The sequence below is a fragment of the Streptomyces sp. NPDC059201 genome, assembly GCF_042754585.1.
Classification (GTDB): domain Bacteria; phylum Actinomycetota; class Actinomycetes; order Streptomycetales; family Streptomycetaceae; genus Streptomyces.
Genome location: NZ_JBHZBB010000002.1, coordinates 516,801 through 541,968, shown reverse-complemented (window position 1 = coordinate 541,968; position 25,168 = coordinate 516,801). Strand labels below are relative to the sequence as shown.

Genomic DNA, 25,168 nt, shown 5'->3' with positions numbered 1-25,168 from the left:
CTCGGGACCATGCTGCCCCAGACGCGGTCGTTAGACTCGCTGGCATGTCTGGCCAGTCGCTTCTCGTCCCGGGGGAGCTCTCCCCCGCCCGCTCCGTCCCGGGCTCGATCCGCCGTCCCGAGTACGTCGGGAAGACCGCCCCCACCCCGTACACGGGGCCCGAGGTGCAGGATTCCGACACCGTCGAAAGGATGCGGATCGCCGGCCGCATCGCCGCCCGGGCGATGGAGGAGGCCGCCAAGCTCATCGCCCCGGGCGTCACGACCGACGCGCTCGACCGGGTCGCCCATGAGTACATGTGCGACCACGGCGCCTATCCCTCGACCCTGGGCTACCGGGGCTTCCCCAAGTCGCTGTGCGCCTCCGTCAACGAGGTCATCTGCCACGGCATCCCGGACTCCACGGTGCTGAACGACGGCGACATCGTGAACCTGGACGTCACGGCGTACATCGGCGGCGTCCACGGCGACAACAACGCCACCTATCTGTGCGGCGACGTCGACGAGGAGTCGCGGCTGCTCGTCGAGCGGACCCGGGAGTCGCTGAACCGCGCGATCAAGGCGGTCAAGCCGGGCCGCCAGATCAACATCATCGGCCGCGTCATCGAGTCGTACGCCAAGCGCTTCGGCTACGGCGTCGTGCGGGACTTCACCGGGCACGGCATCAACACGTCGTTCCACTCCGGCCTGATCGTGCCGCACTACGACTCGCCCCACCACACCACCGTCATCCAGCCCGGCATGACCTTCACGATCGAGCCCATGCTGACCCTCGGGACCCACGAGTACGACATGTGGGACGACGGCTGGACCGTGGTGACCAAGGACCGCAAGCGGACCGCCCAGTTCGAGCACACCCTGGTGGTGACGGAGACCGGAGCGGACATCCTGACGTTGCCCTGAGCCCCGGACGGGGTAAAGCCTTTACCGACAGGTCGTCGGGAACCAGTTGACTTAGGTAAGCCTAACTTGGCACCATCAGACTGGTTCCCGCCCCATCGGTCCCGGAGGCACGCCTTGGACACCCCCTTCTCCACCCTCATCCGCACGGCCTCGCACGAGCAGCACACCGAGGCGGAGACCTCGTCCTTCATGGGCGACCTCCTCGGCGGACGGCTGGGCGTGGACGCCTACGCCCGCTACACGGAGCAGCTCTGGTTCGTGTACCAGGCCCTGGAGGCGGGTGCCGACGCGCTGCGGGAGGACCCGGTCGCCGGGCCGTTCATACAGCCCGAGCTCTTCCGCACGGCCGCCCTGGAGGCGGACCTCGCCCATCTGCGCGGCCCCGAGTGGCGCGCCGGGGTCTCCGCGCTGCCCGCCACGGAGGCGTACGCGGCGCGGGTGGCCGAGTGCGCCCGCACCTGGCCCGCGGGCTACGTCGCCCACCACTACACGCGCTACCTGGGCGACCTGTCGGGCGGCCAGATCATCCGCGACAAGGCGGAGCGGACCTGGGGCTTCGACCGCAAGGGCGACGGCGTGCGGTTCTACGTCTTCGACGCGATCGGCAACCCGGCGGCGTTCAAGCGGGCCTACCGGGAGCTCCTCGACGGGGTGAACGCGGACGACCTGGAGAAGCAGCGGATCGTCGACGAGTGCAAGCGGGCCTTCGCCTTCAACACGGAGGTCTTCCGCGAGCTGGGCGGCGAGTTCCCGCTCAGCGCGTAAGGGTTCCTTCGAGGCGGACGCGTCCGCCCAACTCCACGATGCCGTCAGGGCCGGGGGCAGTGAGCAGCTGCGAACCCCGGCCCTGCGTGATGTTCAGGGCCCGGCCGAGCCGGTCGGTGAGCAGCAGGGCCGCCGCGCCGGTGGCCTCGTCCTCGTCGATGCCGTCGCCCCGGCCGGGGAAGGCGCGCGCCCGGATCCGCCCGGCGGCCTCCTCCTCCCACGCCCAGGCGTAGATCCACTCCCCCGGCGGCGGCACCTCCAGGGCGTCGACCTCGGCGGCGGAGGCGTACTGCCGCAGGGTGCGCGGCGGGGCCCACTCGGCGCGCGCCTCGATCCAGGTGAACTCGCCGTCGCCGCGCACCCAGACCTCGCCGGCGGGCGGGCAGATGACCTCCAGGTCGAGCAGCCAGGCGGTGCCGACGAGCGGGTGCCCGGCGAAGGGGAGCCGCAGTCCGGGGGTGTAGATGTCGACGACGCCGCGCTCGGGGTCGTCGACGAACACGGTCTCGCTGTAGCCGAGTTCCTTGGCCAGCGCCTGCCGGGACGCCTCGTCGGGGTGGGTGCGCCCGTCCCGTACGACTCCGAGGGCGTTGCCGTGGCGGCCGTCGCCCGCGCAGAAGACCCGCAGGACGTCGATCTCTGTGACGTCGGTGGCAGTCGTGTTCATGGCGGAATTGAACCATCCAGGGGCATGCGGCAGGGCCGCGCCTCGCGTTTCCGCGGGGCGCGGCCCTGCCTGTTGGGGGGGGTGGCGGTCTTCGGGTCAGCCCTCCGCGCCGCCGGTGCGGCGGCGGGCGGCGACGACGACGGCCCCGCCGGCGGCGACGATGAGGGCGGCGGCGCCCGCGAGCAGGCCGGTGGGGGCGGAGGAGCCGGTGGCGGCGAGCGCCCCGGAGCCGCCGACGGTCCCGGCGCCGCCGACCGTGCCCGCGCCGCCGACCGTGCCGGCCCCGGTGGAGCCCGTACCGGTGGAACCGGTCGTGCCGGCCGAGCCGGAGTCGCCCGTGGTGCCCGTCGTACCGGTGGAGCCCGTGGAGCCGGCCGAGCCGCCGGTGGCGGGCGGGAGGGTGGCGTCCTTGTCGAGGGCGAGGGAGACGGTCACCGGGTCGAGGGCCAGACCCGCGTCGTAGTAGGACGCGCCGCCGGGGGCGGCGAACAGGCCGGCGCCGTCGGCGGTGAGCTTCGCCGGCAGGGCGGCGAGGGTGACGACGCCCTTCTTCGGGGTCCAGTCGGCCTTCGTGAGGTCGAGCTCGGCGAAGCGCACGCCCTTCTTGGTGCCGTCGGCGGTGGTGACGTCGGCGGTGAGGCTGCCCGTGGTGCCGTCGGCGGCGAGCTTCACGCCGCCGATCCGCCAGTCGATGCCGTGCGCGGCGCAGACGAAGTCGACACGGCCGGAGAAGGAGGCGGTGAGGGTACGGGCGTCCGCGTCGAGCTCGGCCTCGTCGACCTGGAAGGCGTACGCGGAGCCGGACCCGGTGGCACCGGCGGCCGGGGTGACGGTGCCGCCGCAGCGGTCCTCGACGTACACCCGCCAGCGCTCCAGGACGCCCCAGGTGAGCCGTCCGGCGACGACGCCGGGCTCCTCGGCGGGCGTGGTCACGGTCGAGGTCGCGGTCGGGCTCGGCGCGGTGGTGGTCGGGGCGGGCGTGGTGGGCGCGGTGGTGGTGGGGGTGGGGTTGCCGGTGGTCGGGGCCGTCGTCGCGGGGGTCGTGGGCGGGGTGGTGGGCGGGGTGGTCGGGGGCGTGGTCGGCGGGGTCGTCGGGGGCGTGGTGGTGGGCGGCGGCGTGGTGGGCGGGGTGGTCGGGCGGGAGCCCGCCTTCACGGTGAGGGTGGCGGCGTCGAGGGCGTCGCCCTCCTTGTAGAAGCCGGCGAAGGCGGCGGCGCCGTCCTTGGTGAGCTTGGCCGGTATGTCCTTGAAGACCATCGCGCCGCCGGCGCCCTGGCCGGGGCGGACCGCGCTCATGTCGAGCGCGGCGAAGGCGACGTCGTCGCGGGTGGTGAAGGAGCCGTTCTTCTCCTTGGTGACGACGTCGGCGGTGATCTCGCCGGTGGGCGCGGCCGAACCGGCGGTCTTGAGGCGGACGTCCGAGATCCGGATGTCGAGGACGCCCTCGTGGGCCTCGAAGTGGACGCCGCCCTTGAAGGCGGTGGCGGTGGCGTGGCTGGCCATGTCGTAGGTGCCGGTGCCGTCGACGAAGGTGAAGACGCCGTTGCCCGCCGCCTGGGTCGCGCCGCCCTCCATCGTGGTCTTCCCCTTGGAGAAGGGCTGCGCGAGGTAGGAGCGGAAGGACTGCTTGATGCCCCAGTCCAGGGTGCCCTCCACGAGGGACATCGGCGGGGTCGCGCTGTCGGCGGCGGCCGCGGGGAGCGCGAGGGTCAGGGCACCGGCGCCCAGGGCGGCGGCCGTGGTGACGGCGGCGGCCAGAGTGACGGGGCGGCGCATACGGGTGGCCATGTCGGGGGTCTCCTAGGCGAACGGGGGGTTGTTCCGGGGGATTTCAGGGGGATTTCAGGGGGAATTCATGGGGGGCGATTCGGGGGGAATCAGGGTGTTTCTGGGGGGAATCGGGGGCGTACGAGGGTGTGGGGGGCCGCCGCACGGGCGTCGTACGCGGGCCCGTGCGGGGGTGGGGGGAGGGGCGGGTCAGTCGGTGGCCGTCTCCCCGGTGCGGCGGCGGCGGAGGATCGCGTACGCGGCGACGGCGGCGGCCAGGACGCCCGCGCCGATCCCGGCGTAGACGAGGGCGGGGGTGCCGGAGTCCGAGGAGGCGGCGGCGGTCACGGGCGCGACGGAGGCCGAGGGGCTCGCGGTGGCCGAGGGGGTGGCGGAGGAGGGGGCCGGCGCGGTCGTGGGGTCGCTGCCGAGGTCGGGGAGGGCGGGGAGCGCGGCGGCGGCGTCGACGGAGACGGCGAGGGAGACCGGGTCCATCACGGTGCCCGCCTTGTACATCCCGCCGAAGGCCCGGGCGCCGCCCTCGGTGAGGGTGGCGGGTGCCTCGGTGACGACGGCGAGGCCGTTCTTCGGGGTGAGGTCGCGGGCGGCGAAGGTGACGAGGGGGACGTTCTTCTCGGTCTCGCCGGAGGTGGTGACGTCGGCGCGGAGGGTGCCGGTGCCTCCGGTCACCTGGACGGTGACCTTCGCGAGGGTGAGGTCGAGGTGGGTGCCGGTGAAGCGGACGCTGCCGGCGAAGGCGGCGTCGAGGGTGCCGGCCTCGGGGTCGTAACGGCCGGTGCCGGAGGGGAAGCGGAAGAGGGCGCCGCCGTCCTGGGCTCCGTCGGCGAGGGTCCACCCGCCCTGCGCGATGGCGCCGGTGACGTACTCGCGGAAGGTGCGGCGGACGCCCCAGTCGACGGCGGCGGCGCGGAGGGATCCGGCGCCCGCCTTCGGCTGGTCGGTCGCCTTCGGGGTGGCCTTGCCGGTGGCGTCGCCGGTCGCCTCGTCGGTCGCCTTCGGGGTCGGCTTCGGGCTCGCGGTGGCGGGCGGCGTGGTGGCCGTGGCGGCCTGGACGTCGACGGTGAGGCTGATCGGGTCGAGCGCGGTGCCGGCCGGGTAGTAGCCGGCGAAGGCGGAGGCGCCCTGGGTGGTGAGCGTGGCGGGGACGCCCGCGAGCGAGACGGGGCTGGTGCCGCCGCGCATGTCGACGCCGCCGAGGTTCAGGGTGGCGAGCGGAACCTGGGAGTTGACGGTCGTCCGTCCGCTGCCCTTGGCCTTGCTCGCCATGTCGGCGTAGAGGGTGCCGGCGCCGCCCTGGATGCGGATCCGGGGCCGGCTGATGGTCAGGTCGAGCTCGTTCGTGCCGTCGGCCTTGCGGTGTCCGGTGAAGTGGACGCCGCCTCCGAAGGCGGCTTCGAAGGCGCCGGTGGCGGGGTCGTACGAGCCCTGCGCGGAGTGGAAGCGGTACTGGGACCCGACCGTGGCGGCGCCGCCGGTGAGGTTCCAACTCCCTTGCGCGATGGGCCCGGTGACGTAGCTCTGGAAGGAGGACTTGATGCCCCAGTCCAGTCGTCCGCCCGCGACGGGGCGGCTCTCCGCGTGGGCGCCGGCGGCCGGGACGAGGGCGGCCAGCAGGGCCGTGAACAGGGTCACGGCGAGTGCGCGGCAGGGTCTGGACAGCAGCATGGAGCACCCCTCCGAGGGCTAGCGGGTGAGGTAAGGCTAACCTAAGCTACATCCCGTCCCGGCCGGAACCCTTCCCACCGGATGCCGGGCGACGAAACTCCGAAGCGGAACGACAGGACGGTGTCCGGTGCGCAGAACTCGCCTCGCGGGAGCGCTGACAGCAGTAATCGCCCTCGCCCTCACGGCGACCGGATGCGGCGGCGGCGACAGCCCGAAGGCCGCCCCCGGCGCGGCCGCGAAGGCGTCGGCGGCCGCCCCCGACCGGGTCGAACCGCTCCCCACGCCCGCCTCCCCCCGACTCCCCGTCACCGTCGCCTCCGCCGACGGGCGTCGGGTGACCGTCGGCTCGGCCAAGCGGATCGTGCCGCTCAGCGGCTCGCTCAGCGAGATCGTCTTCACCCTCGGCCTCGGCGACCGGGTCGTGGCCCGGGACGTCACCGCCACCTTCGAACAGGCCGCGGACCTCCCGGTGGTGACCCGCGCCCACGACGTCTCCGCCGAGAGCGTCCTCTCCCTGAAGCCGACCCTCGTCCTCGCCGAGTCCACCACCGGACCCGCCGAGGCGATCGCCCAGATCCGCGACGCGGGCGTCCCGCTCGTCGTCGTCCCCGCCGCGAAGGACCTCGACGACGTCGGCAGCCGCATCGGCGACGTGGCCGCCGCGCTCGGCGTCCCCGCCTCCGGCGAGAAGCTGCGCGAGCGGACCGCCGCACGCCTCGACGCCGTCCGGGAGAAGATCCCCGCCCACGCCGACCGGCCGCGCGTCGCCTTCCTCTACGTGCGCGGCTCGGCCGCCGTCTACCTCCTCGGCGGCGCCGAGTCCGGGGCGAGTTCGCTCCTGGAGGCCGCGGGGGCGGTCGACGCGGGCAAGGAGTCGGGGCTGAGGAAGGACTTCACGCCCATCACCACCGAGGCGCTCGCCGCGGCCGCGCCGGACGCGATCCTCGTCATGAGCAAGGGGCTCCAGTCGGTCGGCGGGATCGACGGGCTGGTGAAGATCCCCGGCGTCGCCGAGACCCCGGCCGGCGCCGACCGCCGGGTCGTCTCCGTCGACGACGGCGTCCTCCTCAACTACGGGCCGCGCACCGACCAGGTGCTCGCCTCGCTCGTGGACCAGCTGTACGGGGAGAAGAAGTGACGGCCCTCCAGGAACGGCCCGTGCTCCCGGCCGCCGAGACCTCCGCGCCGCCGCCCCGGCGCGGCCGCGCCACCCTGCTGACCGGCGGGCTGCTCGCCGCGCTGCTGCTGCTCGCCCTGCTGTCCGCCGGCATCGGCGCGTACGAGATCCCGCTCGGCGACGTGCTCGCCTCGGTGCAGCACCGGATCGGGCTCGGCGGGCACGCGCTCGACCGGACCGCCGAGAGCGTGCTGTGGAACATCCGGCTGCCCCGGGTGGTCCTCGCCCTCCTCGTCGGCGCCTCCCTCGGCTGCGCGGGCGCGCTGATGCAGGGCGTCTTCGGCAACCCGCTCGCCGAGCCCGGTGTCATCGGCATCTCCTCCGGCGCCGCCGTGGGCGCGGTCGGCGCGATCGTGCTCGGCGCGGGCTTCCTCGGCACCTGGACGGTGACCGTCTTCGCCTTCGCGGGCGGGCTCGTCACGGTGGTGGCGGTGTACGCGATGTCCCGCTCGGGCGGCCGGACGGAGGTCGTCACGCTGATCCTCACCGGCATCGCGGTGACGGCCTTCGCGGGCGCGCTCATCGGGCTCTTCATCTTCTTCGCGGACAACGCGCAGATCAGCCAGATCACGTTCTGGCAGCTCGGTTCGCTGGCGCAGGCCACCTGGCCGAAGGTGCTCGCCGTGCTGCCGTGCGCCCTGCTGGGCCTGGCCGTCGCCCCGCTGTACGCCCGCCGGCTCGATCTGCTCGCGCTCGGCGAGCGGCCCGCCCGGCACCTGGGCGTGGAGGTGGAGCGGCTGCGGATCGCGCTGATCCTGGTGGTGGCGCTGCTGACGGCGGCGGCGGTCGCGGTCTCCGGCATCGTGACCTTCGTCGGCCTGGTCGTCCCGCACGTGCTGCGGATGGCGAACGGCCCCGGCCACCGCTTCCTGATCCCCGGCAGCGCGCTCGGCGGCGCGGTCGCGCTCACCGCGGGCGACCTGGCGGCCCGCACCCTCGCGGCCCCCGCCGAACTCCCCCTGGGCGTCCTCACCGCCCTCATCGGCAGCCCGTTCTTCTTCTGGCTGCTCCGCAGGACCCGCAGGAAGCAAGGTGGTTGGGCGTGATCGGCGTGTTCAGGAGGCGTACGAGGGAGCTGCCCGCGCCCGTCGAGCGCGGCGGGCTCGCCGCCGAGGCGGACGGGGTGCGGGTGGTGCGGGGGCGGCGGGCCGTCCTCGACGGGGCCCGGATCGGCGTGCGCGCCGGGGAGGTGCTGGCCCTGGTCGGGCCGAACGGCGCCGGGAAGTCGACCCTGTTGTCGGTGCTCGCCGGGGACCTCGCGCCCGAGGCGGGGACGGTACGCGTCGGGGGCCGGGACGCCGACGCGTGGAGCGCTCCCGAACTGGCGCTGCGGCGGGCGGTGCTGCCGCAGACCGCCGAACTGTCCTTCCCGTTCCCGGTCGCGGAGGTGGTCCGGATGGGCCGTGCCCCGTGGGTGGGGACCGAGCGGGAGGCGGAGGACGAGGCGGCGGTGGCGGAGGCGATGGCCGCGACCGAGGTGACGGAGTTCGCCGCGCGCCCCTTCTCCGCGCTGTCCGGCGGCGAACGGGCCCGGGTCGCGCTCGCCCGCGTACTCGCCCAGCGGGCCGGTCTCCTCCTGCTCGACGAGCCGACCGCCGCGCTCGACCTGCGCCACCAGGAACTGGTCCTGCGCGTCTGCCGCGAGCGGGCGGCGGCCGGGGACGCGGTGGTGGTCGTCCTCCACGACCTGGGCCTAGCGGCGGCCCACGCCGACCGCGTAGGCATCGTGCACGGCGGCGGCCTGGCCGCCGAAGGCCCCCCCACCAAGGTCTTCGACGAGACCCTCCTGACCCGCGTCTACCGACAGCCGGTAGAAGTCTTCCCCCACCCGAGAACGGGCGTCCCCCAGGTCGTCCCCCGCCGCCCGGCGGCACCCGAAGGCGCGGGGGCGGAGGACCCGGCCTGACGGGGCGCGCCCCTGCGGCGGGGCGGCTGGGGTGTGGGCGCGGGGGCGGGGGGTGTCTCAGTTGTCGGACGTGGGGGGCGTTTTGCTGGACGTGGTGGGGGGACTGGGGTATGCCTCGGCCGAGCCGAGTGCGCCTCGGTGTCACTTCCGGTCCCGTTGTCCCGTTCTGGAGCCGTCATGCGAGCCGTCCGTACCACCGTCGCCGTCGTCCTGGTCGCCGTCAGCGGCTGCACCGTGCAGAGCGGGGGCGGGGAGGGTGGGGTCACCGTCATCTCCAAGGACGGGTCCTGTGAGGTGTCGCAGCAGGAGTTCCGTCCCGGCCGGGTCACGGTGAGGGTGGAGAATCGGGGCTCCAAGGTCACCGGGGTTCGGATCCTCCGGCCGGACGACCGGGTCGTCGCCGAGCGCGAGAACGTCGGCGCCAGCACGTGGGCCACGCTCACCGCCGAGCTCGGGGCGGGCTCGTACACGATCGTGTGCAGGCCCGGCATGACGGGCGGCGGCCTCCGTCAGGCCGTCACCGTCACCCTCACCGGCGGCTCCGCCCCGGGAGCCGGCGCCGCCGGGACGGACGCCGTCGTCGCCGCGTACCGCCAGTACCTCCAGGCACAGGCCGAGGAGACGCTGCCGAGGGCGAAGGTCTTCACCGACGCCGTCCGCGCGGGCGACCTGGAGGCCGCGAAGAAGGCGTACGCCCCCTCCCGCATCGGCTGGGGGCGTACCGAGCCGGTCGCCGACTCCTTCGGCGGCATCGGCGCGAAGGTCGATGTCCGCGAGGACGGTTCGAAGGAGGGCCAGGGCCCGGTGATCGGCTGGCACGCTCTGGAGAAGGCGCTCTGGCGGGACAAGAGGATCACCACCCGCGAGAAGCAGCTCGCCGACCGGCTCGACAAGGACCTCGCGGACTGGGTGCAGCGCGTCGGCACCGCCGAGATCACCCCCGCATCCATGGCCGACGGCGCGCGGCGGCTCCTCGCCGAGCTCGCCACCGGCGAGCGGGAGCCCTACTCCCCCACCGACCTGGTCGGCCTCAAGGCCAACGTCGAGGGCGCGCAGAAGGCGTTCGAACTGCTCAAGCCGGCCGCCGCCCGGAACGACGCCGCGCTCGTCGCCGAACTCGACCGGCGGTTCGCCGCGCTGAACACGCTCCTCGACAGATACCGCGCCGACAGGACCGGTTACGACTTCACCCCCTACGACAAGGTCGGCGAGGCCGGGCGCGAGGAGCTGTCGGACGGCGTCGACGCCCTGGCCGAGCCGCTCTCCAGGCTCGCGGCCGCCGTCGCGAAGTGACGGGCCGTCCCGTACCGACCCGACGGTCCCTCAGGTCACGGTGTGGGCGCTGTATCCGGTCCCCGCGCTCGCGCGCTTCCCCGCCCCGATAGGGTCGGGTCCGTCCGAGCGCGTGGAGAAGCAGAAGGCGACCGATGAGAAGGCTGAGCCTGGAGCGGCAGACCCGGCGGTCCGGGGAGCGGCGGGGACGGCGTCCCGCGAGGGCCCTGGCGTCCGTCGCCGCGACGACCGTCGTGGCGCTGACGGCGAGCGGCTGTGTGACCGTCCACGGCGAGACCGCCGTCGTGCCCGGTGCGACGCCGGAGGAGGCGTCGGCGGCGCTGGCCGGTTTCGTCACCGCGTTCAACCGGGCCGACAAGGCCAACGACCCGGCGCTCGCCGCCGGTCAGGTGACCGGCCCGTTCGGGGCGATCAACCAGGCCGGTCTGAAGTCGAAGTCGGTGACCCGGCCGGAGGGCAATCCGGACCACGAGCCGCTGGAGCTGCGGGACGCCCGCTTCCTGGTCCCCAGGAAGGGCGGCTGGCCGCGCTGGTTCGTCGCGGACACCGACGCCAACCGGGACGACGACACGGCCGGGGCGGACAGCCGCTGGCTGGTCGCCTTCGTCCGCAACGGCCCCGACCAGCCCTGGAAGGCCGCCCACCTGGCGATCCTCGGCAAGGACGAACTGCCGGAGTTCGCCGAGGAGCAGGGCGACGAGATACCGGTCGCCGCCGGTTCTGACGCGCTCGCGGTCGCCCCGGGCGCGCTGAGCGAGCGGTACGCCGCGTACCTCAAGGACGGCGGTACGAGCCCGTTCGCGGCCGGGGCGCCCACCACCGAGTGGCGTGAGAAGCGGGCCCGTACGGCCCAGCGGCCCGGCCTGGCGACCCAGTGGATCGACCGCGCCGCCGACGCGGGCGACTTCGCGCCGCTGGCGCTGGCGACGAAGGACGGCGGCGCGCTGGTCTTCTTCGCCAGCCGCCACTTCGAGCGGCAGACGACCGCGAAGGGCTACCGCCCGAAGGTGGGCAAGGACCTCAAGGCCCTGATGAAGGGCCAGGTCGTGAACACGGTCACCAAGGAGTGGGTGTCGAGCCAGGCCGTCCTGGTGAAGCCGCCGGGCGCGGAGAAGGACGCGGTCACCTTCCTCGGCCGCCTCCAGGGCGTGGTCTCCGTCGAGGGTTCCTGACCACTCGGATGTACGGGACGGCTCCGGGCGCGGCCCGGCAGGGGCTCAGCGGGTGAGGGGCCAGGCGACGGTGTGGGCGGTGTGTTCGCCGTCCCCGTCGGCCTCGCGCTGGGCGGCGTGCCGGGCGCAGGCGTCGGTGAGGGTCTCCAGCAGGTTCAGCGGGTCGGGCAGCGGGTGCTCGGGGCCGCGGACCCAGCCGACGACCGGATGGTCGGACTCGTCACCGGGCAGCCGGGCGGGCGGTACGAGGACGTAGCTGCCGCGGCAGTGCCAGCGGAGCCCCGGATGCTCGTCCATGGTCTCGGGATGGCAGTCGAGCTCGCAGGGCCACCACTCGTCCTCGTCCTCGGGGGTGCCCCGGGTGGCGGTGAAGAAGAGCATCCGCCCGCCGTCGCCCGTGCTGTCCGGGGACTCGGCGACCGGTCCGACCTCGATGTCCTGGGCGAGCAGCCGCTCCAGGGCGGCGCGGCCGGCGGCCAGCGGCACGTCGAGGACGTCGTGGACCATGCCGGTGGCGGTGATGAAGTTCGCCGCGGGCTCGTTCCGTACCCAGCGCTCGATCTGCGCGCGGTCGGTGGTCGACTGGGTCTGCCAGGCGAAGGAGACCGGGTGGCGGGCGGGGGTCGGACAGCCGATCCGCTCACAGGAGCAGCTGTAGCCGACGGGGTAGGCGGCGGGGGCCAGGGGCAGACCGGCGGCGGCGATGGCCAGGAGCAGCGTCTCGCGGGTGTTCCCGTCGTCGGCCGCGGTGCGTTTCGGGCGCCTGCGCAGCCACTGTGCGAGTTTGCTCTCCGTGCCGCGGTAGCGGCCGATGCCGTCGCCCATCTATCCCCTCACAGCTCATGCTCGCCCGTTCGGCTCTGCCCATGGTCCCACCATCCTGCGCCCCGGGTGACCGGAGTGGGCAACCGGGGGCCGGTGACGACGCTCACGCCCGTCACGGACGGGGCGTGAGGCCGCGCAGGGCGTGCGCGACGAGGGCGTCGGCGTAGGCGTGGGTGAGGGGGCCCGTGCGGTGGAGCCAGCGGTGGTGGAGGGGGCCGACGAGGAGTTCGGTGGCGAGCCGGGGGTCGACGTCCGGGTCGGCCTGGCCGGCGGCCTGGGCGGCCTCGATGCGGCGGGCGAAGACGGCCAGTTGCGGTTCGAGGAGGGCGGCGGTGAAGCGGGCGCCGAGCTCGGGGTCGGTGGAGCCCTCGGCGGCGAGCGCCCGGGTGGGGGCGTCGTACCGGGGGTTGTTCAGCTCGTCGACGGTGGCGCGCAGGACGAGCCGGAGGTCGGCGGCGAGGTCCCCGGTGTCGGGCAGCTCGGTCTGGCCCTCCGCCGCGCCGGCCTCCTCAGCGGCGCGGGCGGCGAGGTCGAGGAAGGCGTCGAGGAGGACGGCGGCCTTGGAGGGCCACCAGCGGTAGATGGTCTGCTTGCCGACCCCGGCGCGGGCGGCGATGCCCTCGACGGTGGTCTTCGCGTAGCCGGTCTCGGAGACGAGCGCGAGGGCGGCGTCGAAGATGGCGCGGCGCGAACGCTCGCTGCGGCGGGAGGCGTCGGGGGTCTTGGAGGCGGAGGTCTTCGGCGCGGGGGCCTTGGGTTCGGGGGTCTTGGGTTCGGGCATGGGGCCGAACCTATCATTTGGCGAGACGGTACGTCTCGTTAGCTTGCGTCCGGGCGTCGACCACTTGTGCGGAGGGCGAACCACCCGAACGGTCCACTGCGCGCGGGGCTCCGAGAGCGGACCATGGCTCCACCGATCCACGGCCCGCCCCGGCGGGCCACCGTCCGTGAGGAGGCCCGATTGCGCCCCACTCCGCGCGAGTCCTCGCCCCGCCGCTACCTGATGTGCCCACCCGCGCACTTCACGGTGACGTACTCCATCAACCCGTGGATGGACCCGACGAAACCCGTCGACCTGCCGCTCGCCCTCGCCCAGTGGGAGGACCTCCGCGACCGCTACCTGGCCCTCGGGCACACCGTCGAACTCCTCGAACCCGACCCGGCGCTGCCGGACATGGTCTTCGCGGCGAACGGCGCGACCGTGGTCGGCGGGCGGGTGCTCGGCGCCCGGTTCGCGTACCCCGAGCGGACGGCGGAGGCCGAGGCGCACCTCGCCTGGTTCCGCCGGAGCGGCTGGGCGGAGGAGGACCTGTGGATGCCGCGGCACGTCAACGAGGGCGAGGGCGACTTCGCCGTCACCGCCTCGTGGATCCTGGCCGGCACCGGCTTCCGCTCCAGTCCGCTCTCCCACGGCGAGGCCCAGGAGTTCTTCGGCCGGCCGGTGATCGGCCTGGAGCTGGTGGACCCGCGCTACTACCACCTGGACACGGCGCTGTGCGTCCTCGACGAGGCGGGCGACGAGGTCATGTACTACCCCGGCGCCTTCTCCCCCGGCAGCCGCGCCGTCCTCGCACGGCTCTTCCCCGACGCCCTCCTGGCCACCGAGGAGGACGCGGCGGCGCTCGGGCTCAACGCGGTCAGCGACGGCCTGCACGTCCTGCTCCCGCAGACGGCGACCGGCCTCTTCGACCCGCTGCGGGCCTGCGGCTTCCGGCCCCTCGGCATGGACCTGGGCGAACTCCTCAAGGGCGGCGGCAGCGTGAAGTGCTGCACCCAGGAGCTGCGGCCCTAATCCTCTGCGCGCTCCGGCGGCCAGGAGTCGCCCCACTCGGCGTCGCGGGCCTGCTTGTACAGGGGCCCGTGGCGCTTGGTGACGGTCTCGCGGCCGAGGCCGTCCGGGGCGCAGAGGTCGAGCAGGACGAGGCCCTTGCGGGTCTGCGGCCTGCGGATGACTCGGGCGGGCGCGGGGGTCACGGGGGTGGGGGTCCCCCCGGTCGAGCGAAGCCGAGACTGGGGGAGGGTGGCGGCGACGTACGCGTACTTCTCGTCCTCGTACGGCAGCGAGCCGCCCTTCACCTGCCGGTGCAGCGAGGAGCGGCTGACCCGGGCCGCGAAGTGGCACCAGTCGGTGCCGGGTTCGATCGGGCAGGCGCCGCTGTGCGGGCAGGGCGCGGCGATGGTGAAGCCGGCGTCGATCAGGACCGTGCGGGCGGCGATGATCCGCTCGTAGCCGTCCGGGGTGCCGGGCTCGACGATCACGACGGCGCCGCGCGCGGCGCGGGCGGCCTCGGTGACGAGTGTGGTGCGGTCGGCCTCGGTCAGTTCCTTGAGCACGTACGAGACGGTGACCAGGTCGGTCTCGTCGAGGCGCAGCGCGGTGCCGATGCGCTCGCGGCGCCACTCGGCGTCCAGGACGCCGGCGGCCAGTTCGCGGCCGAGGGCGAGGGCGGGCTCGGCCCAGTCGAGGACGGTGGTACGCGGCGGGGCCCCGTCCCACGCCTCGGCGACGGCCCAGCTCGCGGCGCCCGTCCCGCCGCCGACGTCCGTGTGGGTCCCCGGCACCCAGTCCGGCGCCGCGTCCCGCAGCGCGCCGAGGGCTGCGCGGGCGGCCTCGAAGGTGGCGGGCATCCGGTAGGCGGCGTACGCGACGACGTCGGAGCGGTCGCGGAGGACGGGGGTGTCGGTGGGGGTCGCGCCGCGGTAGTGGGCGATAAGTCGCTCGACGGCCTTGGCAGCGGTGGACGGTGGCAACCCACCCACCACCCGCGCAAGCGCCCCCGGCAACCCCTCGCCAACCCCCAACTTTTCCCTCACGCCCCCCATTCTAGGCACCCCCAGCCCCCCACCGGCTCCGCCGCAGCCACCCGCTCCGCTGCGGGCAGGCCCGCCGTTTCGTTGTGGGCATACGTTCCGCTGGGGCGCCGCCGTTCCGTTGTGGGCAATCGTTCCGCTGGGGCGGAACGGGTGGGCACAACGGAACGGCACCCTCCGCGGGTGCCTCCGCACACGTCCCTGACCCGCACCAGTACCGCGTCGTACATCCGGTGCGGGTTCAGGCGCGGAAGCCTAGGCCCGGCAAGGGGCACCGTCCCGTGTGCCCACCCGTCCCGCCCTGCGGGACGCCTGCCCACACGGGGGTGGGGGGCGGGGGTGGGTCTCCGGACGCATGCCCACACGGAGGTGCGGCGAAGGGGGGGCGCCGTCCCGAGGGCGCGGGCACGCGCGGGGGTGCGGCCGGGCGCCGGCCCGTGGGCGCGGGCGCGTGTGGGGGTGCGGCATGGGGCGCCGGCACGAGGGAGCGGGTGCGGGCCCGGGGTGCCGTCGCGTAGGGCGGGGTTAGGGGGTTTGGAGGGATTGCCAGGCGGTCATTGCTTGGGTCCATTGGGGGCCGGTTAGTTCTGTCAGGGAGGCGGGGAAGAGGCCGTCTTCCTCTTTTGCGATGTGGTCGTGGAGGTCTTCTACCGCCTGAGCGAAGGCGACGCGCTGCTCCTCGTCGGACAGGTCCAGGGCCTCCAGGAACGCGTTCAGTTCGCGGTGCTCCGCTACGAGGGCCGCCACGTACGCCGCGTACTCCTCGTTCTCGGACATGACGCGGAAGAGGCCCGCCTCCTCGCCCGCCCAGTGCCGCCGCAGCAGGACCGCCATCTCGGCGGCGAGGAGGGCCGCCCGTTCGCGGTCCCCCGCGTCGAGGGCGCGGACCGCGTCGCCGCCGAGGTTCGTCACGGCCTCGTGCTCGGCGATGAACTCCTTGATCAGCGGGATGTCGCGGCAACCGCAGTAGTGGCACATCCCGGGATCGTCACATCAGGCGCCGGCGTTCTCCCGGCCGACGCGCCAGGGCCGGCACAACAGCAGGAAGCAGGCGAGCGCGGCGACCGCGCACACGAGCTGGACGACGGCCATGGGCACCGCGGTCCGCTCCCCCGCGATGCCGACGAGCGGCGAGGCGACCGCGCCGATGAGGAACGACGACGTGCCGAGCAGCGCGGACGCGGAGCCCGCCGCGTGCGGGGTCCGCATCAGCGCCTGCGCGTTCGTGTTCGGCATCGCCAGGCCCATCGCGGACATCAGGACGAAGAGCCCCGCCGCGATCGGGACAAGACCCACCTCGCCGAAGACCCCGGTGGTCATCAGGAGCAGCGCCACCGAGGCGAGCAGGATCACGGACAGGCCCCATCCGAGCGCCTTGTCGAGGCTGACCCGGCCGACGAGCAGCTTGCCGTTGATCTGGCCGACGGCGACGAGCCCGATGGAGTTGAGCCCGAAGAGCAGGCTGAAGGTCTGCGGCGAGGCGCCGTAGATCTCCTGCACGACGAAGGGGGAGGCGGAGATGTAGGCGAAGAGCGCGGCGAAGGCGAGCCCGCCGGCCAGCATGTAGCCGGTGAAGACGCGGTCGGCGAGGAGGCCGCGCATGGTGCGCAGGGCCTGGCCTACGCCGCCCTCCTGGCGCTTCTCCGGGGGCAGGGTCTCGTGGAGGAAGCGCCAGACGACGGCGGTGAGCAGGACGCCGATGACGGCGAGGACGTGGAAGACGCCCCGCCAGTCGGTGATCTGGAGGATCTGCCCGCCGATCAGCGGCGCGATGATCGGCGCGACGCCGGAGATCAGCATGAGCGTGGAGAAGAAACGGGCCATCTCGACGCCGTCGTAGAGGTCGCGGACGACGGCACGGGCGATGACGATGCCGGCGGCGCCGGCGAGCCCCTGGAGGAGACGGAAGGCGATGAGCAGCTCGGCGGTGGGCGCGAAGGCGCAGACGGCGGTGGCGAGGACGTAGACGACCATGCCGACGAGGAGCGGCCGGCGGCGGCCCCACTTGTCGCTCATGGGGCCGACGACGAGCTGCCCGAGGGCCATGCCGGCGAGGCAGGCGGTGAGGGTGAGCTGGACGGTGGCCGCGGGGGCGGCCAGCGAGCGGGTGACCTCCGGCAGCGCCGGCAGGTACATGTCCATGGACAGCGGCGGGAGCGCGGTGAGCCCGCCGAGCACGAGGGTGACGAGCAGCCCGACCCGCCGCGCGGCCCCGGGAACGGGGGTGGGAACGGGGGCAGTCGCCGGGGAGGGTCCGGGTATGTTGCCTTGTGTTGATTTCTGGCCGCTCTCCGGCATCGACTGCTCCATTTCGTTGAAACCTTGCCTATGCTCTCAGCTCGGTCGGACTGGTCGAAACCTGTGGGGTGGCACGACATGAGCGACGGCATGAGCGACGGCATCACGAGCGACGGCATACGGTGGGGCGTTCTCGCGACCGGCGGGATCGCCGAGCGGTTCGCGGCGGACCTGGCGGGGCTGGACGGCGCCGAGGTGGTGGCGGTGGCGTCCCGTACCGAGGCGTCGGCGCGCGCCTTCGCGGACCGGTTCGGGATCGCGCGGGCGTACGGGGGCTGGGACGGGCTCTTCGCCGACCCGGACGTGGACGTCGTCTACGTCGCGACCCCGCACCACGCCCACCGCGAGGCGGCCGGCCGCGCCCTGGAGGCGGGGAAGGCGGTCCTCTGCGAGAAGGCGTTCACGCTGAACGCCCGGGAGGCGGAGGAGCTGGCCGCGCTCGCCCGGGACCGCGGTCTCTTCCTCATGGAGGCCATGTGGATGTACTGCAACCCGCTGATCCGCCGGCTCGCCGCGCTGGTCCGGGACGGCGCCATCGGGGACGTACGGACCGTTCAGGCCGACTTCGGGCTCGCCGGTCCCTTCGATCCGGGCCACCGGCTGCGGGACCCGGCGGTCGGCGGCGGGGCGCTGCTCGACCTGGGCGTGTACCCGGTGTCGTTCGCGTACCTGCTGCTCGGGGAGCCGGACTCGGTGCAGGCGCACGCGCGGATCTCCCCCGAGGGCGTCGACCTGAACACGGGCATGCTGCTGGGCTGGGACTCCGGCGCCTCGGCGCTGCTGTCCTGCTCGCTGGAGGCGGACACCCCGCTGACCGCCTCGGTGACGGGCACGAAGGGCCGGATCGACGTGCCGCGCGGCTTCTTCTTCCCGGAGCGGTTCACGCTGGTGCGCGACGGCGCCGAGCCGGAGGAGTTCGTGAACACGGACGACCCGCACTCGCTGCGGCACGAGGCCGCCGAGGTGATGCGCTGCCTGCGGACCGGCGAGACGGAGTCGCCGCTGGTCCCGCTGGACGGCACCCTCGCGGTGATGCGGACGCTCGACGCGGTACGGGCCCGCGTCGGCGTCCGCTATCCGCAGGAGCTCACGCGGGCGTGAGCCCGGCGGAGCGGGGTTCCTCGCCCAGGGCGACATCGCCTTGTCGGGGACAGGTCATCCAGGGGTCGGACGGGTGAGTTCATAGGGCACGCGTCTGGCGTACGCTGCCCGGCCGGGGGCGACACGGAGCTGGAAGGTGGGTTCGGCATGGGCGTCGCAGTGGTGACGGGAGCGGGTTCGGGCATCGGCCGGAGCGTGGCGCGCGCGCTCGCGGAGGCGGGCTGGACGGTGGCCCTCGCGGGCCGGCGCCTCGCCCCCCTGGAGGAGTCGGCGGAGGGCCTGCCCGCCGGCCGGACGCTGTGCGTCCCGACCGACGTGACGTCACCGGAGGCGGTGACCGCCCTCTTCGACGCGGTACGCGCCCGCTTCGGCCGCGTCGACCTGCTCTTCAACAACGCGGGTACGTTCGCGGGCGGCGGCACCCCGGTCGAGGAGCTGTCCTACGAGACCTGGCGCGCGGTCGTCGACGTCAACCTCACGGGCGCCTTCCTCTGCGCCCAGGCCGCCTTCCGGGCCATGAAGGAGCAGTCCCCGCAGGGCGGTCGCATCATCAACAACGGTTCGATCTCCGCCCATGTGCCGCGCCCGCACTCGATCGCGTACACCGCCACGAAGCACGCGATGACGGGCCTGACGAAGTCCCTGTCGCTGGACGGGCGCCCGTACCGCGTCGCCTGCGGTCAGATCGACATCGGCAACGCCGCCACCGACATGACCGCCCGCATGCAGTCCGGCATCCTCCAGGCCAACGGCGACCTCGCACCGGAACCGGTGATGGACGCGGCGGACGCGGCGGCCACGGTGGTCCACATGGCGGCCCTCCCCCTGGAGGCGAACGTCCAGTTCGCGACGGTGATGGCGACGACGATGCCGTACATCGGCCGCGGCTGAGCCCGGGGACCCGGGACCCGGGGGCAACGGCGGCTGGGCCAGTCGGGCGAGCGTCCCGTCCGCCTCCGGGGCGGAGCCGGGAGGGCGGGGCAGTATCGGTGCCCTTCCCGCTGTTCCCCCGTCTTCCCCGCACTTCCTGGAGGCACCATGTCCACCGGTGAACGGATCGTCAGGCTGTACGCGAAGGGCGCCCCGGTCGGCGCCCTCCACGGGCGGGCGGTGGCCTTCCCCGACGACGGGGAACGGTGGGCCGCCGCCTGGGCGGTCGGCGCCGCCGACGGCGGCTTCCGGCTCACCGTCCAGGGCACCGTGGACACCCTCACCGCCCCCGGCACCGTCCGCGCCCCCGCCCTCGTCCGCCCCGACGCCTCCCCCTCCTCCGTCTGGCGCCTCCAGCAGGTCACGCCGCGCGGGATGGTGACGGTCGCCTCGGCCGGGGAGCTGCGGAGCGGCACGTACGTGCTCACGCGGGGCGGGTTCGCCCTCGGCCGGGACCTCTTCGAGGAACCGGGTCCTGACCCGAAGCCGGTCGTGATCCGCACCGACGACCGCGCCCCGCACTGGACGGTCGAACTCCTGAACTGACCGGCCCCCCGCCGCCGCCCGCTCCAGGTGAGCCCCACCCGCCGTCCAGCGCCGTGGCCCAGGGTCGGACCCGCCAGCAGAGGTGCGTCACCCAGGAGGCAGGATGCTCACCCAGACCACGCCGGACACGCCGACCACCACGGCCCCGCGCACCCTCCGGGACACCGGGCTCACCGCACGGGCGGCGGAACTGACCGGACTCGCCCGGACCCGGGCCAGGAGCGCCGAGGAGCGGCGCAGGCTCACGCCCGACGTCGCCGAGCGGATGCTCCTCGCGGGCTTCGCCCGGCACTTCGTGCCCGCCGCGCACGGCGGCACCGAGGGCACCTTCGAGGAGTTCGCCGAGGCGGTCGCCACCCTCGCCGAGGGGTGCGCGGCGACCGCCTGGTGCGCCTCGGTCGCCTCCAGCCTCGCCCGGATGGCGGCGCTGCTGCCGGAGGAGGGCCGGGCCGAGGTGTGGGCCGCCGGGCCGGACGTCTTCGTCGTCGGCTCCCTCTCCCCCGTCGGCCGGGCCGTCCGGGCGCCGGGCGGCTGGCGGCTCTCCGGCTCCTGGGCGTACATCAGCGGGATCGACCACTCCGACTGGGCCGTGGTCTGCGCCGTCGTCCCCCGTGACGCGGGCACTCCCGAGGGCGCGCCGCCGGCCATGCGGGTCTTCGCGATCCCCCGGGCCGCCTACGAGATCAAGGACACCTGGGCCGGCGCCGGGATGCGCGGCACCGGCAGCAACACCCTCATCACCGACGACCTGTTCGTCCCCGAGGCCCGCAGCATGGACCGGCGGCGGCTCTTCGACGGCCGGCCCGTCGCCTCGGACGCCGCCTGCCACACCGTCCCCATCCAGGCCGTCAACGGCCTGTCCTGCGCCCCCGCCGCGCTGGGCGCCGCCCGTGAGGCGCTGCGGCTGTGGACCGGCGACACCGGGGACCGGCTGGCCCGGGGCGCCGGGCGGCCCGGGGTGCCGGGGCCGGCGCGGAGCACGTACGAGGCGGTCCTGACCCGCGCCTCCGGCGAGATCGACGCCGCCGGGCTGCTGCTGGGCCGGGCGGCCCGGACGGCGGACGCGGGCGGCCGGATCACCGAGGAGGAGACCGCGCGCAACGTCCGCGACTACGCGCTGTCGACCGAGCTCCTGGTCAAGGCCGTGCAGGGGATGTTCGCGACCGCCGGCACCTCCGGCCAGAGCATCGACAGCCCGCTCCAGCGGATCTGGGGCGACGTCAACTCCATGGCCACCCACATCGCGCTGGCCTTCGACCCGGCCGCGGCGCTCTACTCCTCCCGCCCGTTCGGGCGGTGAGCCGCTCCCGGCTTGCCATGGAGTGCGCTCCAGCGCTTAGCGTCGAGACGCCGAGCGCTCCCGATCCCCGAAAGGCACCGTCATGACCACCCTCCCCACCCGGCGGCTGGGTTCGCTGGAGGTCTCCGCGCAGGGCCTGGGCTGCATGGGCATGAGCCACGGCTACGGCGCCCGGGACGACGCCCGGTCCGTCGCCACCCTGCTGCACGCCCTCGACCGGGGGGTCGCCTTCTGGGACACCTCCGACTACTACGGCTCCGGGCACAACGAGGAGCTGATCGGGCGGGCCCTCGCCGGACGCCGTGACGAGGTGGTGCTGGCCACCAAGTTCGGCTTCGCGAGCCGGCTGGGCGAGCCGGTCCGGGTGCGCGGGGACGCCGCGTACGTACGCGAGGCGTGCGAGGCGTCGCTGCGCCGGCTCGGCGTCGACCACATCGACCTCTACTACCAGCACCGGGTCGACCCGGACGTGCCCATCGAGGAGACCGTGGGCGCCATGGCCGAGCTCGTGCGGGAGGGGAAGGTCCGCCACCTGGGGCTCTCCGAGGCGGGCGCGGCCACGATCCGGCGCGCGCACGCCACCCACCCCATCGCGGCGCTCCAGACCGAGTGGTCGCTGTGGTCCCGCGACCTGGAGGCGGAGATCCTGCCGGTCTGCCGCGAACTGGGCGTCGGCCTCGTGCCGTACGCCCCGCTCGGCCGGGGCTTCCTCACCGGGCGGTACCGGTCGGTGGACGGGCTGGCGGCCGACGACGTGCGGCGCCACAACCCGCGCTTCGCGGACGGCAACCGCGAGCGGAACCTCGATGTCGTCGCCGCGCTGACCGCGCTCGCCGAGGCGAAGGGCATCACGGCCGGGCAGCTCGCGCTCGCCTGGGTGCAGCACCGCGGCGACGACACCGTGCCGATCCCCGGCACCCGGCGGCGGCAGTACCTGGACGAGAACCTGGCGGCCCTGTCGGTCGCGCTGTCCCCGGCGGACCTGGCCGCCGTCGAGGCGGCGGCGCCGCCGGAGCGGATCGCGGGCACCCGCTACGACGCCAATGGACTCAGCTTCGTCAACCGCTGACACCTGGCCTCCGGCCCCGTGAGGGCCCCGTGAGGCCCCCGGGAGGCACCGCCGGTACGGCCGGGCACATGAGATCTTCATGCCCGGCCGTGCCGGCTTCACTGTTCCCGGCCGCCGGCCGACTGCGATGCTCGCGGCATGGAATTCGGAGTTCTCGGACCGCTCGAAGCCCGCATGCACCAGACATCCGTCGTCCCCACCGCGGGCAAGCCCCGCCAGATCCTCTCGCTGCTCGCCATCCGCGCGGGACGGGTCGTCCAGGTGGACACCCTCATGGCCGAGGTGTGGGGCGACGCCATCCCCCGCAGCGCCGCCAACACCCTCCAGACGTACATCCTGCAACTGCGCCGGAAGCTCGACGCGGCCGGAGCCCGGCGGCAGGGCCGCGGGGCCAAGGACATCCTGGAGACCTGCTACGGCGGCTACCGGCTCACGCCGGAGACCTTCTCGCTGGACCGGGACGAGTTCCAGCGGCTGGCCCGCCTCGGCGGCCGGGCGCTGACCGCCGGGGACCCGTCGGCCGCCGCCGGCCACCTGCACCGCGCCCTCGCGCTGTGGCGCGGCCCCGCCCTGACCGACGTACCGGTCGGGGAGATCCTCGGCACGGAGGTGATCGGGATGGAGGAGGAGCGTGCCTGGGCGCTGGAGATGCGGATCGACGCCGACCTCGCCCTCGGCCGGCACGCCGAGCTCGTCGGGGAGCTGTCGATGCTGGTGAGCGGCCGGCCGCTGCACGAGACGCACGCCGCCCAGCTGATGACCGCCCTGTACCGGGCCGGGCAGCCGTGGCGGGCCCTGGAGGTCTTCCAGGGCCTGCGTCAGGCGCTGATCACGGAGCTGGGCGTCGAGCCGTCGCCGCGGCTCCAGCGGCTGCACCGGGCGGTGCTGGCCAACGACGGCCCCCTGGGGTCGCCCCTGCCGGTGCCGCAGGCGCTCTCCGCGTAGGAGTCGACGCGCGGCCCGGCCGGGCCGCGCGTCAGGGCTGCGGGTACGTCGCGCGTCAGGACTGGTCGTACGTCACGACGCGCGAGCGGAGCAGGAGTTCGGCACCGGAGGTGTCGATGACGTCGTGGAGGACCAGGCTCGGGCCGACCACCGGCTCCCCGCCGGGGCGGGTCTGCACGAGCAGGGCGTAGACGGTGGCGGAGAGGCCGCCGTCGTCCCGGCGGGCCAGCAGGACCTGGTTGAAGTGGTGGCGCAGCTGCACCGGGTCGTTCTCGAACTGCTTGGCGAAGTCGTGCAGCGCCTGGAGGATGCCCGCGCGGCCGACGGCCGGCACCTCTCCGGGCACCAGGGAGAAGCTGCCGTCCTCGGTGAAGGTGGCGGCGTGCTCCTCGAAGCGTCCGTTGTCCAGCGCCTGCGTCTGGCGGGCGTAGAACTGCTGGACCTGGACGTAGAGGTCGGTGCTGACGGACGAGCTCATGAAGGGCCTCCTGGGCGGGGGTCGGGCGATGTCTGCGCCGCCACGATGGCCCGGAGGGCTGGAGCCCGCCTGGGGTCCCGGCGGGGTGCCGCCGGGACCCCGGCCTCAGGCCGTCGGCGCGGCGAGCCGGGCGGCGCCCGGCTCCCACGTACCGAACTCGCCGCGCTGGTAGAGGGTGGCGTCGCCCGGGAACGTCTCGCTCTCCTCGACCCGGCCGAACACCAGCAGGTGGTCGCCGGCCTCCTCGGTCCGCACCAGCGAGCAGCCCGCGTAGCCGACCGCGTCCTGGGCGAGGACCGGGGCGCCGGCCCAGCCGGGACGCCACTCCACCGCGGCGAACTTGTCGGGCGTCTTCCCTGCGAAGAGCCGGGCCGCGCCCCGGCCGTGGTGGGCGACGAAGTTCAGCGCGAACGCGCCGGAGGAGAGCATCGCGGGGAGCGTACGGGACTCCTTGCCGACACAGACCAGGAGCAGCGGTGGCGCGGCCGAGACGGCGGAGAAGGCGTTGCACGTGAAGCCGCGCGGCGCGCCGTCCTCGCCCCGGGCGGTGACGATCGCGACCGGCGTGGGAAAGGTTCCGAAGACCCTGCGGAAGCTGTCTGCGTCGAGCATGGTGTCCACTCCGTCGGTTCGGACAGGGACTGTTCCCGTCGTAGGGTCCGACCCTCGGCGAACTGGCTTGAAAGCACCTGGAGAGCGACACGATCGCGGCGGACGGCGAATCGCCGCCGCGCCCCGTCAGGCGGGTTCGCCGTCCTCGGCCCGGTGGACGGGTGTCACCAGACTGGCGGCGGCCAGGTAGCCGACGATGTCCCGGGTCACCTTCGGCGGCAGCGGCAGGGCGTGCGAGACGGCGGTCAGCGTCGTCGGCCACGCCAGCGTCATCGCCACCCACGCGGCCTCCGGCCGGTGCAGGACGACCCGGTAGGGGCAGTCGTCGTGCTCCATGACACACCCCGATCCGGGCTCGGCGACGCTGAAGCCGACGTCCTGCGGCAGCCGTATACGGCGTTCGCCGAACGGCCGGAGCAGGACCAGGGGGGTGGTGGAGGAGGAGGCCGGCAGGAGCGAGAGCAGCGGGCCCTTCAGGTCGTCCAGGCCGAGGGTGCGGACCACCAGGTGCGAGAGCCGGGCCAGGACGGGCAGGGTGTGGTGGCACAGGTCCTCGACGCCGCTCATCGCGTTCCCGAGGAGGACGGGTCCGAGCTCCATCCTGCGCAGCACCTCGCGCACGACGGGGCCCGGGCGGTCGATGCGGTCCCGGCCCCAGCGACTGGTGAGGAACAGCACGTCGCCGCGGGGATCCTGCTCGACGCTCACGTCCTCGGCCAGTGACCAGAGGTGGAGCGTACGGGCGTCCCCGCTCGTACCCTGCATGTGTCGGACCCCTTCTTCCGTGCCGAGGGATTCGTCGAGTATGCGGGCACGCCCGGGTTCCGCCACAGGCACTACGCCATGTCGTGGGCGTGAAATATTCACGTCCGGTTTTACGAACGCGTAAGACGCCCGCACGCCGGCGGCGCCGCGGGG

Annotated in this window: 25 protein-coding genes; 14 read left to right on the top strand and 11 right to left on the bottom strand. The window is 74.2% G+C overall.

The features are described from left to right. The first annotated feature begins 44 nt into the window (after nucleotides 1-44). Together map and ACFXMG_RS08330 are read left to right on the top strand one after the other, a co-directional pair. Nucleotides 45-902 carry a type I methionyl aminopeptidase gene (gene map / locus ACFXMG_RS08335; RefSeq protein WP_383827107.1) on the top strand — a complete coding sequence of 286 codons (858 nt, stop codon included), beginning with the start codon at nucleotides 45-47 and terminating at the stop codon, nucleotides 900-902. 114 nt (nucleotides 903-1,016) lie between these two features. Beyond that, nucleotides 1,017-1,667, top strand: coding sequence for a heme oxygenase (biliverdin-producing) (locus ACFXMG_RS08330; protein WP_383827110.1), 651 nt, complete (start codon nucleotides 1,017-1,019; stop codon nucleotides 1,665-1,667). Here the strand turns inward: ACFXMG_RS08330 and ACFXMG_RS08325 are convergent. From ACFXMG_RS08325 to ACFXMG_RS08315, 3 genes are all read right to left on the bottom strand, one after another. After that, on the bottom strand, nucleotides 1,657-2,334 hold the full coding sequence (locus tag ACFXMG_RS08325) for a PhzF family phenazine biosynthesis protein (protein WP_383827113.1): 678 nt from the start codon (nucleotides 2,332-2,334) through the stop codon (nucleotides 1,657-1,659). The genes ACFXMG_RS08330 and ACFXMG_RS08325 overlap by 11 nt on opposite strands. A 96-nt stretch (nucleotides 2,335-2,430) precedes the next feature. Beyond that, on the bottom strand, nucleotides 2,431-4,122 hold the full coding sequence (locus ACFXMG_RS08320; protein ID WP_383820510.1) for an HtaA domain-containing protein: 1,692 nt from the start codon (nucleotides 4,120-4,122) through the stop codon (nucleotides 2,431-2,433). Nucleotides 4,123-4,311: 189 nt separating this feature from the next. Then, nucleotides 4,312-5,787 carry an HtaA domain-containing protein gene (locus ACFXMG_RS08315; RefSeq protein ID WP_383820507.1) on the bottom strand — a complete coding sequence of 492 codons (1,476 nt, stop codon included), beginning with the start codon at nucleotides 5,785-5,787 and terminating at the stop codon, nucleotides 4,312-4,314. Nucleotides 5,788-5,914: 127 nt separating this feature from the next. Between ACFXMG_RS08315 and ACFXMG_RS08310 the strand changes: the two genes are divergently transcribed. The 5 genes from ACFXMG_RS08310 to ACFXMG_RS08290 all read left to right on the top strand — a co-directional run bounded on the left by ACFXMG_RS08310 (nucleotide 5,915) and on the right by ACFXMG_RS08290 (nucleotide 11,335). Beyond that, complete coding sequence (locus ACFXMG_RS08310) at nucleotides 5,915-6,925, top strand: hemin ABC transporter substrate-binding protein (protein ID WP_383820504.1); 1,011 nt, start codon at nucleotides 5,915-5,917, stop codon at nucleotides 6,923-6,925. After that, on the top strand, nucleotides 6,922-8,010 hold the full coding sequence (locus ACFXMG_RS08305) for a FecCD family ABC transporter permease (RefSeq protein WP_383820501.1): 1,089 nt from the start codon (nucleotides 6,922-6,924) through the stop codon (nucleotides 8,008-8,010). The genes ACFXMG_RS08310 and ACFXMG_RS08305 overlap by 4 nt, the downstream gene beginning before the upstream one ends. After that, complete coding sequence (locus ACFXMG_RS08300; protein ID WP_383820498.1) at nucleotides 8,007-8,870, top strand: heme ABC transporter ATP-binding protein; 864 nt, start codon at nucleotides 8,007-8,009, stop codon at nucleotides 8,868-8,870. The genes ACFXMG_RS08305 and ACFXMG_RS08300 overlap by 4 nt, the downstream gene beginning before the upstream one ends. A gap of 177 nt (nucleotides 8,871-9,047) precedes the next feature. Next, nucleotides 9,048-10,163: an iron uptake system protein EfeO gene (gene efeO, locus ACFXMG_RS08295; protein WP_383820495.1), complete on the top strand. Its 1,116-nt coding sequence runs from the start codon at nucleotides 9,048-9,050 to the stop codon at nucleotides 10,161-10,163. Between the two features lie 134 nt (nucleotides 10,164-10,297). Then, nucleotides 10,298-11,335, top strand: a complete 1,038-nt coding sequence (locus tag ACFXMG_RS08290) for a hypothetical protein (protein ID WP_383820493.1) — start codon at nucleotides 10,298-10,300, stop codon at nucleotides 11,333-11,335. 45 nt (nucleotides 11,336-11,380) lie between these two features. Here ACFXMG_RS08290 and ACFXMG_RS08285 read toward each other — a convergent pair whose 3' ends face one another. Continuing rightward, complete coding sequence (locus ACFXMG_RS08285) at nucleotides 11,381-12,160, bottom strand: bifunctional DNA primase/polymerase (protein ID WP_383820490.1); 780 nt, start codon at nucleotides 12,158-12,160, stop codon at nucleotides 11,381-11,383. 112 nt (nucleotides 12,161-12,272) lie between these two features. Further along, the gene (locus tag ACFXMG_RS08280; protein WP_383820488.1) at nucleotides 12,273-12,941 is read right to left on the bottom strand and encodes a TetR/AcrR family transcriptional regulator; all 669 of its coding nucleotides are present in this window, start codon (nucleotides 12,939-12,941) and stop codon (nucleotides 12,273-12,275) included. 180 nt (nucleotides 12,942-13,121) lie between these two features. On the opposite strand from ACFXMG_RS08280, the gene ddaH reads away from it, so the two are divergent. Further along, nucleotides 13,122-13,952: a dimethylargininase gene (gene ddaH, locus ACFXMG_RS08275; protein ID WP_383820524.1), complete on the top strand. Its 831-nt coding sequence runs from the start codon at nucleotides 13,122-13,124 to the stop codon at nucleotides 13,950-13,952. On the opposite strand, the gene ACFXMG_RS08270 is transcribed toward ddaH, so the two are convergent. The 3 genes from ACFXMG_RS08270 to ACFXMG_RS08260 all read right to left on the bottom strand — a co-directional run bounded on the left by ACFXMG_RS08270 (nucleotide 13,949) and on the right by ACFXMG_RS08260 (nucleotide 17,269). Next, nucleotides 13,949-14,983, bottom strand: coding sequence for a small ribosomal subunit Rsm22 family protein (locus ACFXMG_RS08270; protein ID WP_383820487.1), 1,035 nt, complete (start codon nucleotides 14,981-14,983; stop codon nucleotides 13,949-13,951). The genes ddaH and ACFXMG_RS08270 overlap by 4 nt on opposite strands. A 513-nt stretch (nucleotides 14,984-15,496) precedes the next feature. Next, nucleotides 15,497-15,949 (bottom strand): hemerythrin domain-containing protein, encoded by a 453-nt coding sequence (locus tag ACFXMG_RS08265; RefSeq protein WP_383820485.1) that lies wholly within the window; start codon nucleotides 15,947-15,949, stop codon nucleotides 15,497-15,499. Nucleotides 15,950-15,964: 15 nt separating this feature from the next. Further along, nucleotides 15,965-17,269, bottom strand: coding sequence for a Bcr/CflA family multidrug efflux MFS transporter (locus ACFXMG_RS08260; RefSeq protein WP_383820521.1), 1,305 nt, complete (start codon nucleotides 17,267-17,269; stop codon nucleotides 15,965-15,967). Between the two features lie 78 nt (nucleotides 17,270-17,347). On the opposite strand from ACFXMG_RS08260, the gene ACFXMG_RS08255 reads away from it, so the two are divergent. The 6 genes from ACFXMG_RS08255 (at nucleotide 17,348) to ACFXMG_RS08230 (ending at nucleotide 23,160) form a co-directional block, all read left to right on the top strand. Beyond that, a complete protein-coding gene (locus tag ACFXMG_RS08255) occupies nucleotides 17,348-18,370 on the top strand; it encodes a Gfo/Idh/MocA family protein (protein WP_383820483.1) in 1,023 nt (340 codons plus the stop codon). Nucleotides 18,371-18,517: 147 nt separating this feature from the next. Next, nucleotides 18,518-19,261, top strand: a complete 744-nt coding sequence (locus tag ACFXMG_RS08250) for an SDR family oxidoreductase (protein WP_383820481.1) — start codon at nucleotides 18,518-18,520, stop codon at nucleotides 19,259-19,261. A 147-nt stretch (nucleotides 19,262-19,408) separates the two neighbouring features. Continuing rightward, nucleotides 19,409-19,846: a hypothetical protein gene (locus ACFXMG_RS08245; protein WP_383820478.1), complete on the top strand. Its 438-nt coding sequence runs from the start codon at nucleotides 19,409-19,411 to the stop codon at nucleotides 19,844-19,846. 103 nt (nucleotides 19,847-19,949) lie between these two features. Then, nucleotides 19,950-21,146: a hydrolase gene (locus tag ACFXMG_RS08240; RefSeq protein ID WP_383820475.1), complete on the top strand. Its 1,197-nt coding sequence runs from the start codon at nucleotides 19,950-19,952 to the stop codon at nucleotides 21,144-21,146. A gap of 82 nt (nucleotides 21,147-21,228) precedes the next feature. Next, nucleotides 21,229-22,215, top strand: a complete 987-nt coding sequence (locus ACFXMG_RS08235; protein WP_383820472.1) for an aldo/keto reductase — start codon at nucleotides 21,229-21,231, stop codon at nucleotides 22,213-22,215. A gap of 138 nt (nucleotides 22,216-22,353) precedes the next feature. Beyond that, entirely contained in the window at nucleotides 22,354-23,160 is an 807-nt protein-coding gene (locus ACFXMG_RS08230) for a BTAD domain-containing putative transcriptional regulator (protein ID WP_383820469.1), read from the top strand. A gap of 55 nt (nucleotides 23,161-23,215) precedes the next feature. On the opposite strand, the gene ACFXMG_RS08225 is transcribed toward ACFXMG_RS08230, so the two are convergent. The 3 genes from ACFXMG_RS08225 to ACFXMG_RS08215 all read right to left on the bottom strand — a co-directional run bounded on the left by ACFXMG_RS08225 (nucleotide 23,216) and on the right by ACFXMG_RS08215 (nucleotide 25,015). Next, nucleotides 23,216-23,638, bottom strand: coding sequence for a nuclear transport factor 2 family protein (locus ACFXMG_RS08225; protein ID WP_383820466.1), 423 nt, complete (start codon nucleotides 23,636-23,638; stop codon nucleotides 23,216-23,218). A gap of 105 nt (nucleotides 23,639-23,743) precedes the next feature. After that, nucleotides 23,744-24,250: a flavin reductase family protein gene (locus tag ACFXMG_RS08220; RefSeq protein WP_383820462.1), complete on the bottom strand. Its 507-nt coding sequence runs from the start codon at nucleotides 24,248-24,250 to the stop codon at nucleotides 23,744-23,746. Between the two features lie 126 nt (nucleotides 24,251-24,376). Further along, nucleotides 24,377-25,015: an NADH oxidase gene (locus ACFXMG_RS08215; protein WP_383820460.1), complete on the bottom strand. Its 639-nt coding sequence runs from the start codon at nucleotides 25,013-25,015 to the stop codon at nucleotides 24,377-24,379. Nucleotides 25,016-25,168: the final 153 nt, after the last annotated feature.

Coding starts and splice junctions, on each gene's coding strand:
- ACFXMG_RS08225 (WP_383820466.1), bottom strand. CDS start 23,638: ATGAGCTCGTCCGTCAGCACCGACCTCTACGTCCAGGTCCAGCAGTTC.
- ACFXMG_RS08265 (WP_383820485.1), bottom strand. CDS start 15,949: ATGTGCCACTACTGCGGTTGCCGCGACATCCCGCTGATCAAGGAGTTC.
- ACFXMG_RS08285 (WP_383820490.1), bottom strand. CDS start 12,160: ATGGGCGACGGCATCGGCCGCTACCGCGGCACGGAGAGCAAACTCGCA.
- ACFXMG_RS08235 (WP_383820472.1), top strand. CDS start 21,229: ATGACCACCCTCCCCACCCGGCGGCTGGGTTCGCTGGAGGTCTCCGCG.
- ACFXMG_RS08315 (WP_383820507.1), bottom strand. CDS start 5,787: ATGCTGCTGTCCAGACCCTGCCGCGCACTCGCCGTGACCCTGTTCACG.
- ACFXMG_RS08240 (WP_383820475.1), top strand. CDS start 19,950: ATGCTCACCCAGACCACGCCGGACACGCCGACCACCACGGCCCCGCGC.
- ACFXMG_RS08280 (WP_383820488.1), bottom strand. CDS start 12,941: ATGCCCGAACCCAAGACCCCCGAACCCAAGGCCCCCGCGCCGAAGACC.
- ACFXMG_RS08250 (WP_383820481.1), top strand. CDS start 18,518: ATGGGCGTCGCAGTGGTGACGGGAGCGGGTTCGGGCATCGGCCGGAGC.
- ACFXMG_RS08270 (WP_383820487.1), bottom strand. CDS start 14,983: ATGGGGGGCGTGAGGGAAAAGTTGGGGGTTGGCGAGGGGTTGCCGGGG.
- ACFXMG_RS08230 (WP_383820469.1), top strand. CDS start 22,354: ATGGAATTCGGAGTTCTCGGACCGCTCGAAGCCCGCATGCACCAGACA.
- ACFXMG_RS08220 (WP_383820462.1), bottom strand. CDS start 24,250: ATGCTCGACGCAGACAGCTTCCGCAGGGTCTTCGGAACCTTTCCCACG.
- ACFXMG_RS08325 (WP_383827113.1), bottom strand. CDS start 2,334: ATGAACACGACTGCCACCGACGTCACAGAGATCGACGTCCTGCGGGTC.
- ACFXMG_RS08260 (WP_383820521.1), bottom strand. CDS start 17,269: ATGCCGGAGAGCGGCCAGAAATCAACACAAGGCAACATACCCGGACCC.
- ACFXMG_RS08320 (WP_383820510.1), bottom strand. CDS start 4,122: ATGGCCACCCGTATGCGCCGCCCCGTCACTCTGGCCGCCGCCGTCACC.
- ACFXMG_RS08215 (WP_383820460.1), bottom strand. CDS start 25,015: ATGCAGGGTACGAGCGGGGACGCCCGTACGCTCCACCTCTGGTCACTG.
- ACFXMG_RS08245 (WP_383820478.1), top strand. CDS start 19,409: ATGTCCACCGGTGAACGGATCGTCAGGCTGTACGCGAAGGGCGCCCCG.
- efeO (WP_383820495.1), top strand. CDS start 9,048: ATGCGAGCCGTCCGTACCACCGTCGCCGTCGTCCTGGTCGCCGTCAGC.
- ACFXMG_RS08255 (WP_383820483.1), top strand. CDS start 17,348: ATGAGCGACGGCATGAGCGACGGCATCACGAGCGACGGCATACGGTGG.
- ACFXMG_RS08290 (WP_383820493.1), top strand. CDS start 10,298: ATGAGAAGGCTGAGCCTGGAGCGGCAGACCCGGCGGTCCGGGGAGCGG.
- map (WP_383827107.1), top strand. CDS start 45: ATGTCTGGCCAGTCGCTTCTCGTCCCGGGGGAGCTCTCCCCCGCCCGC.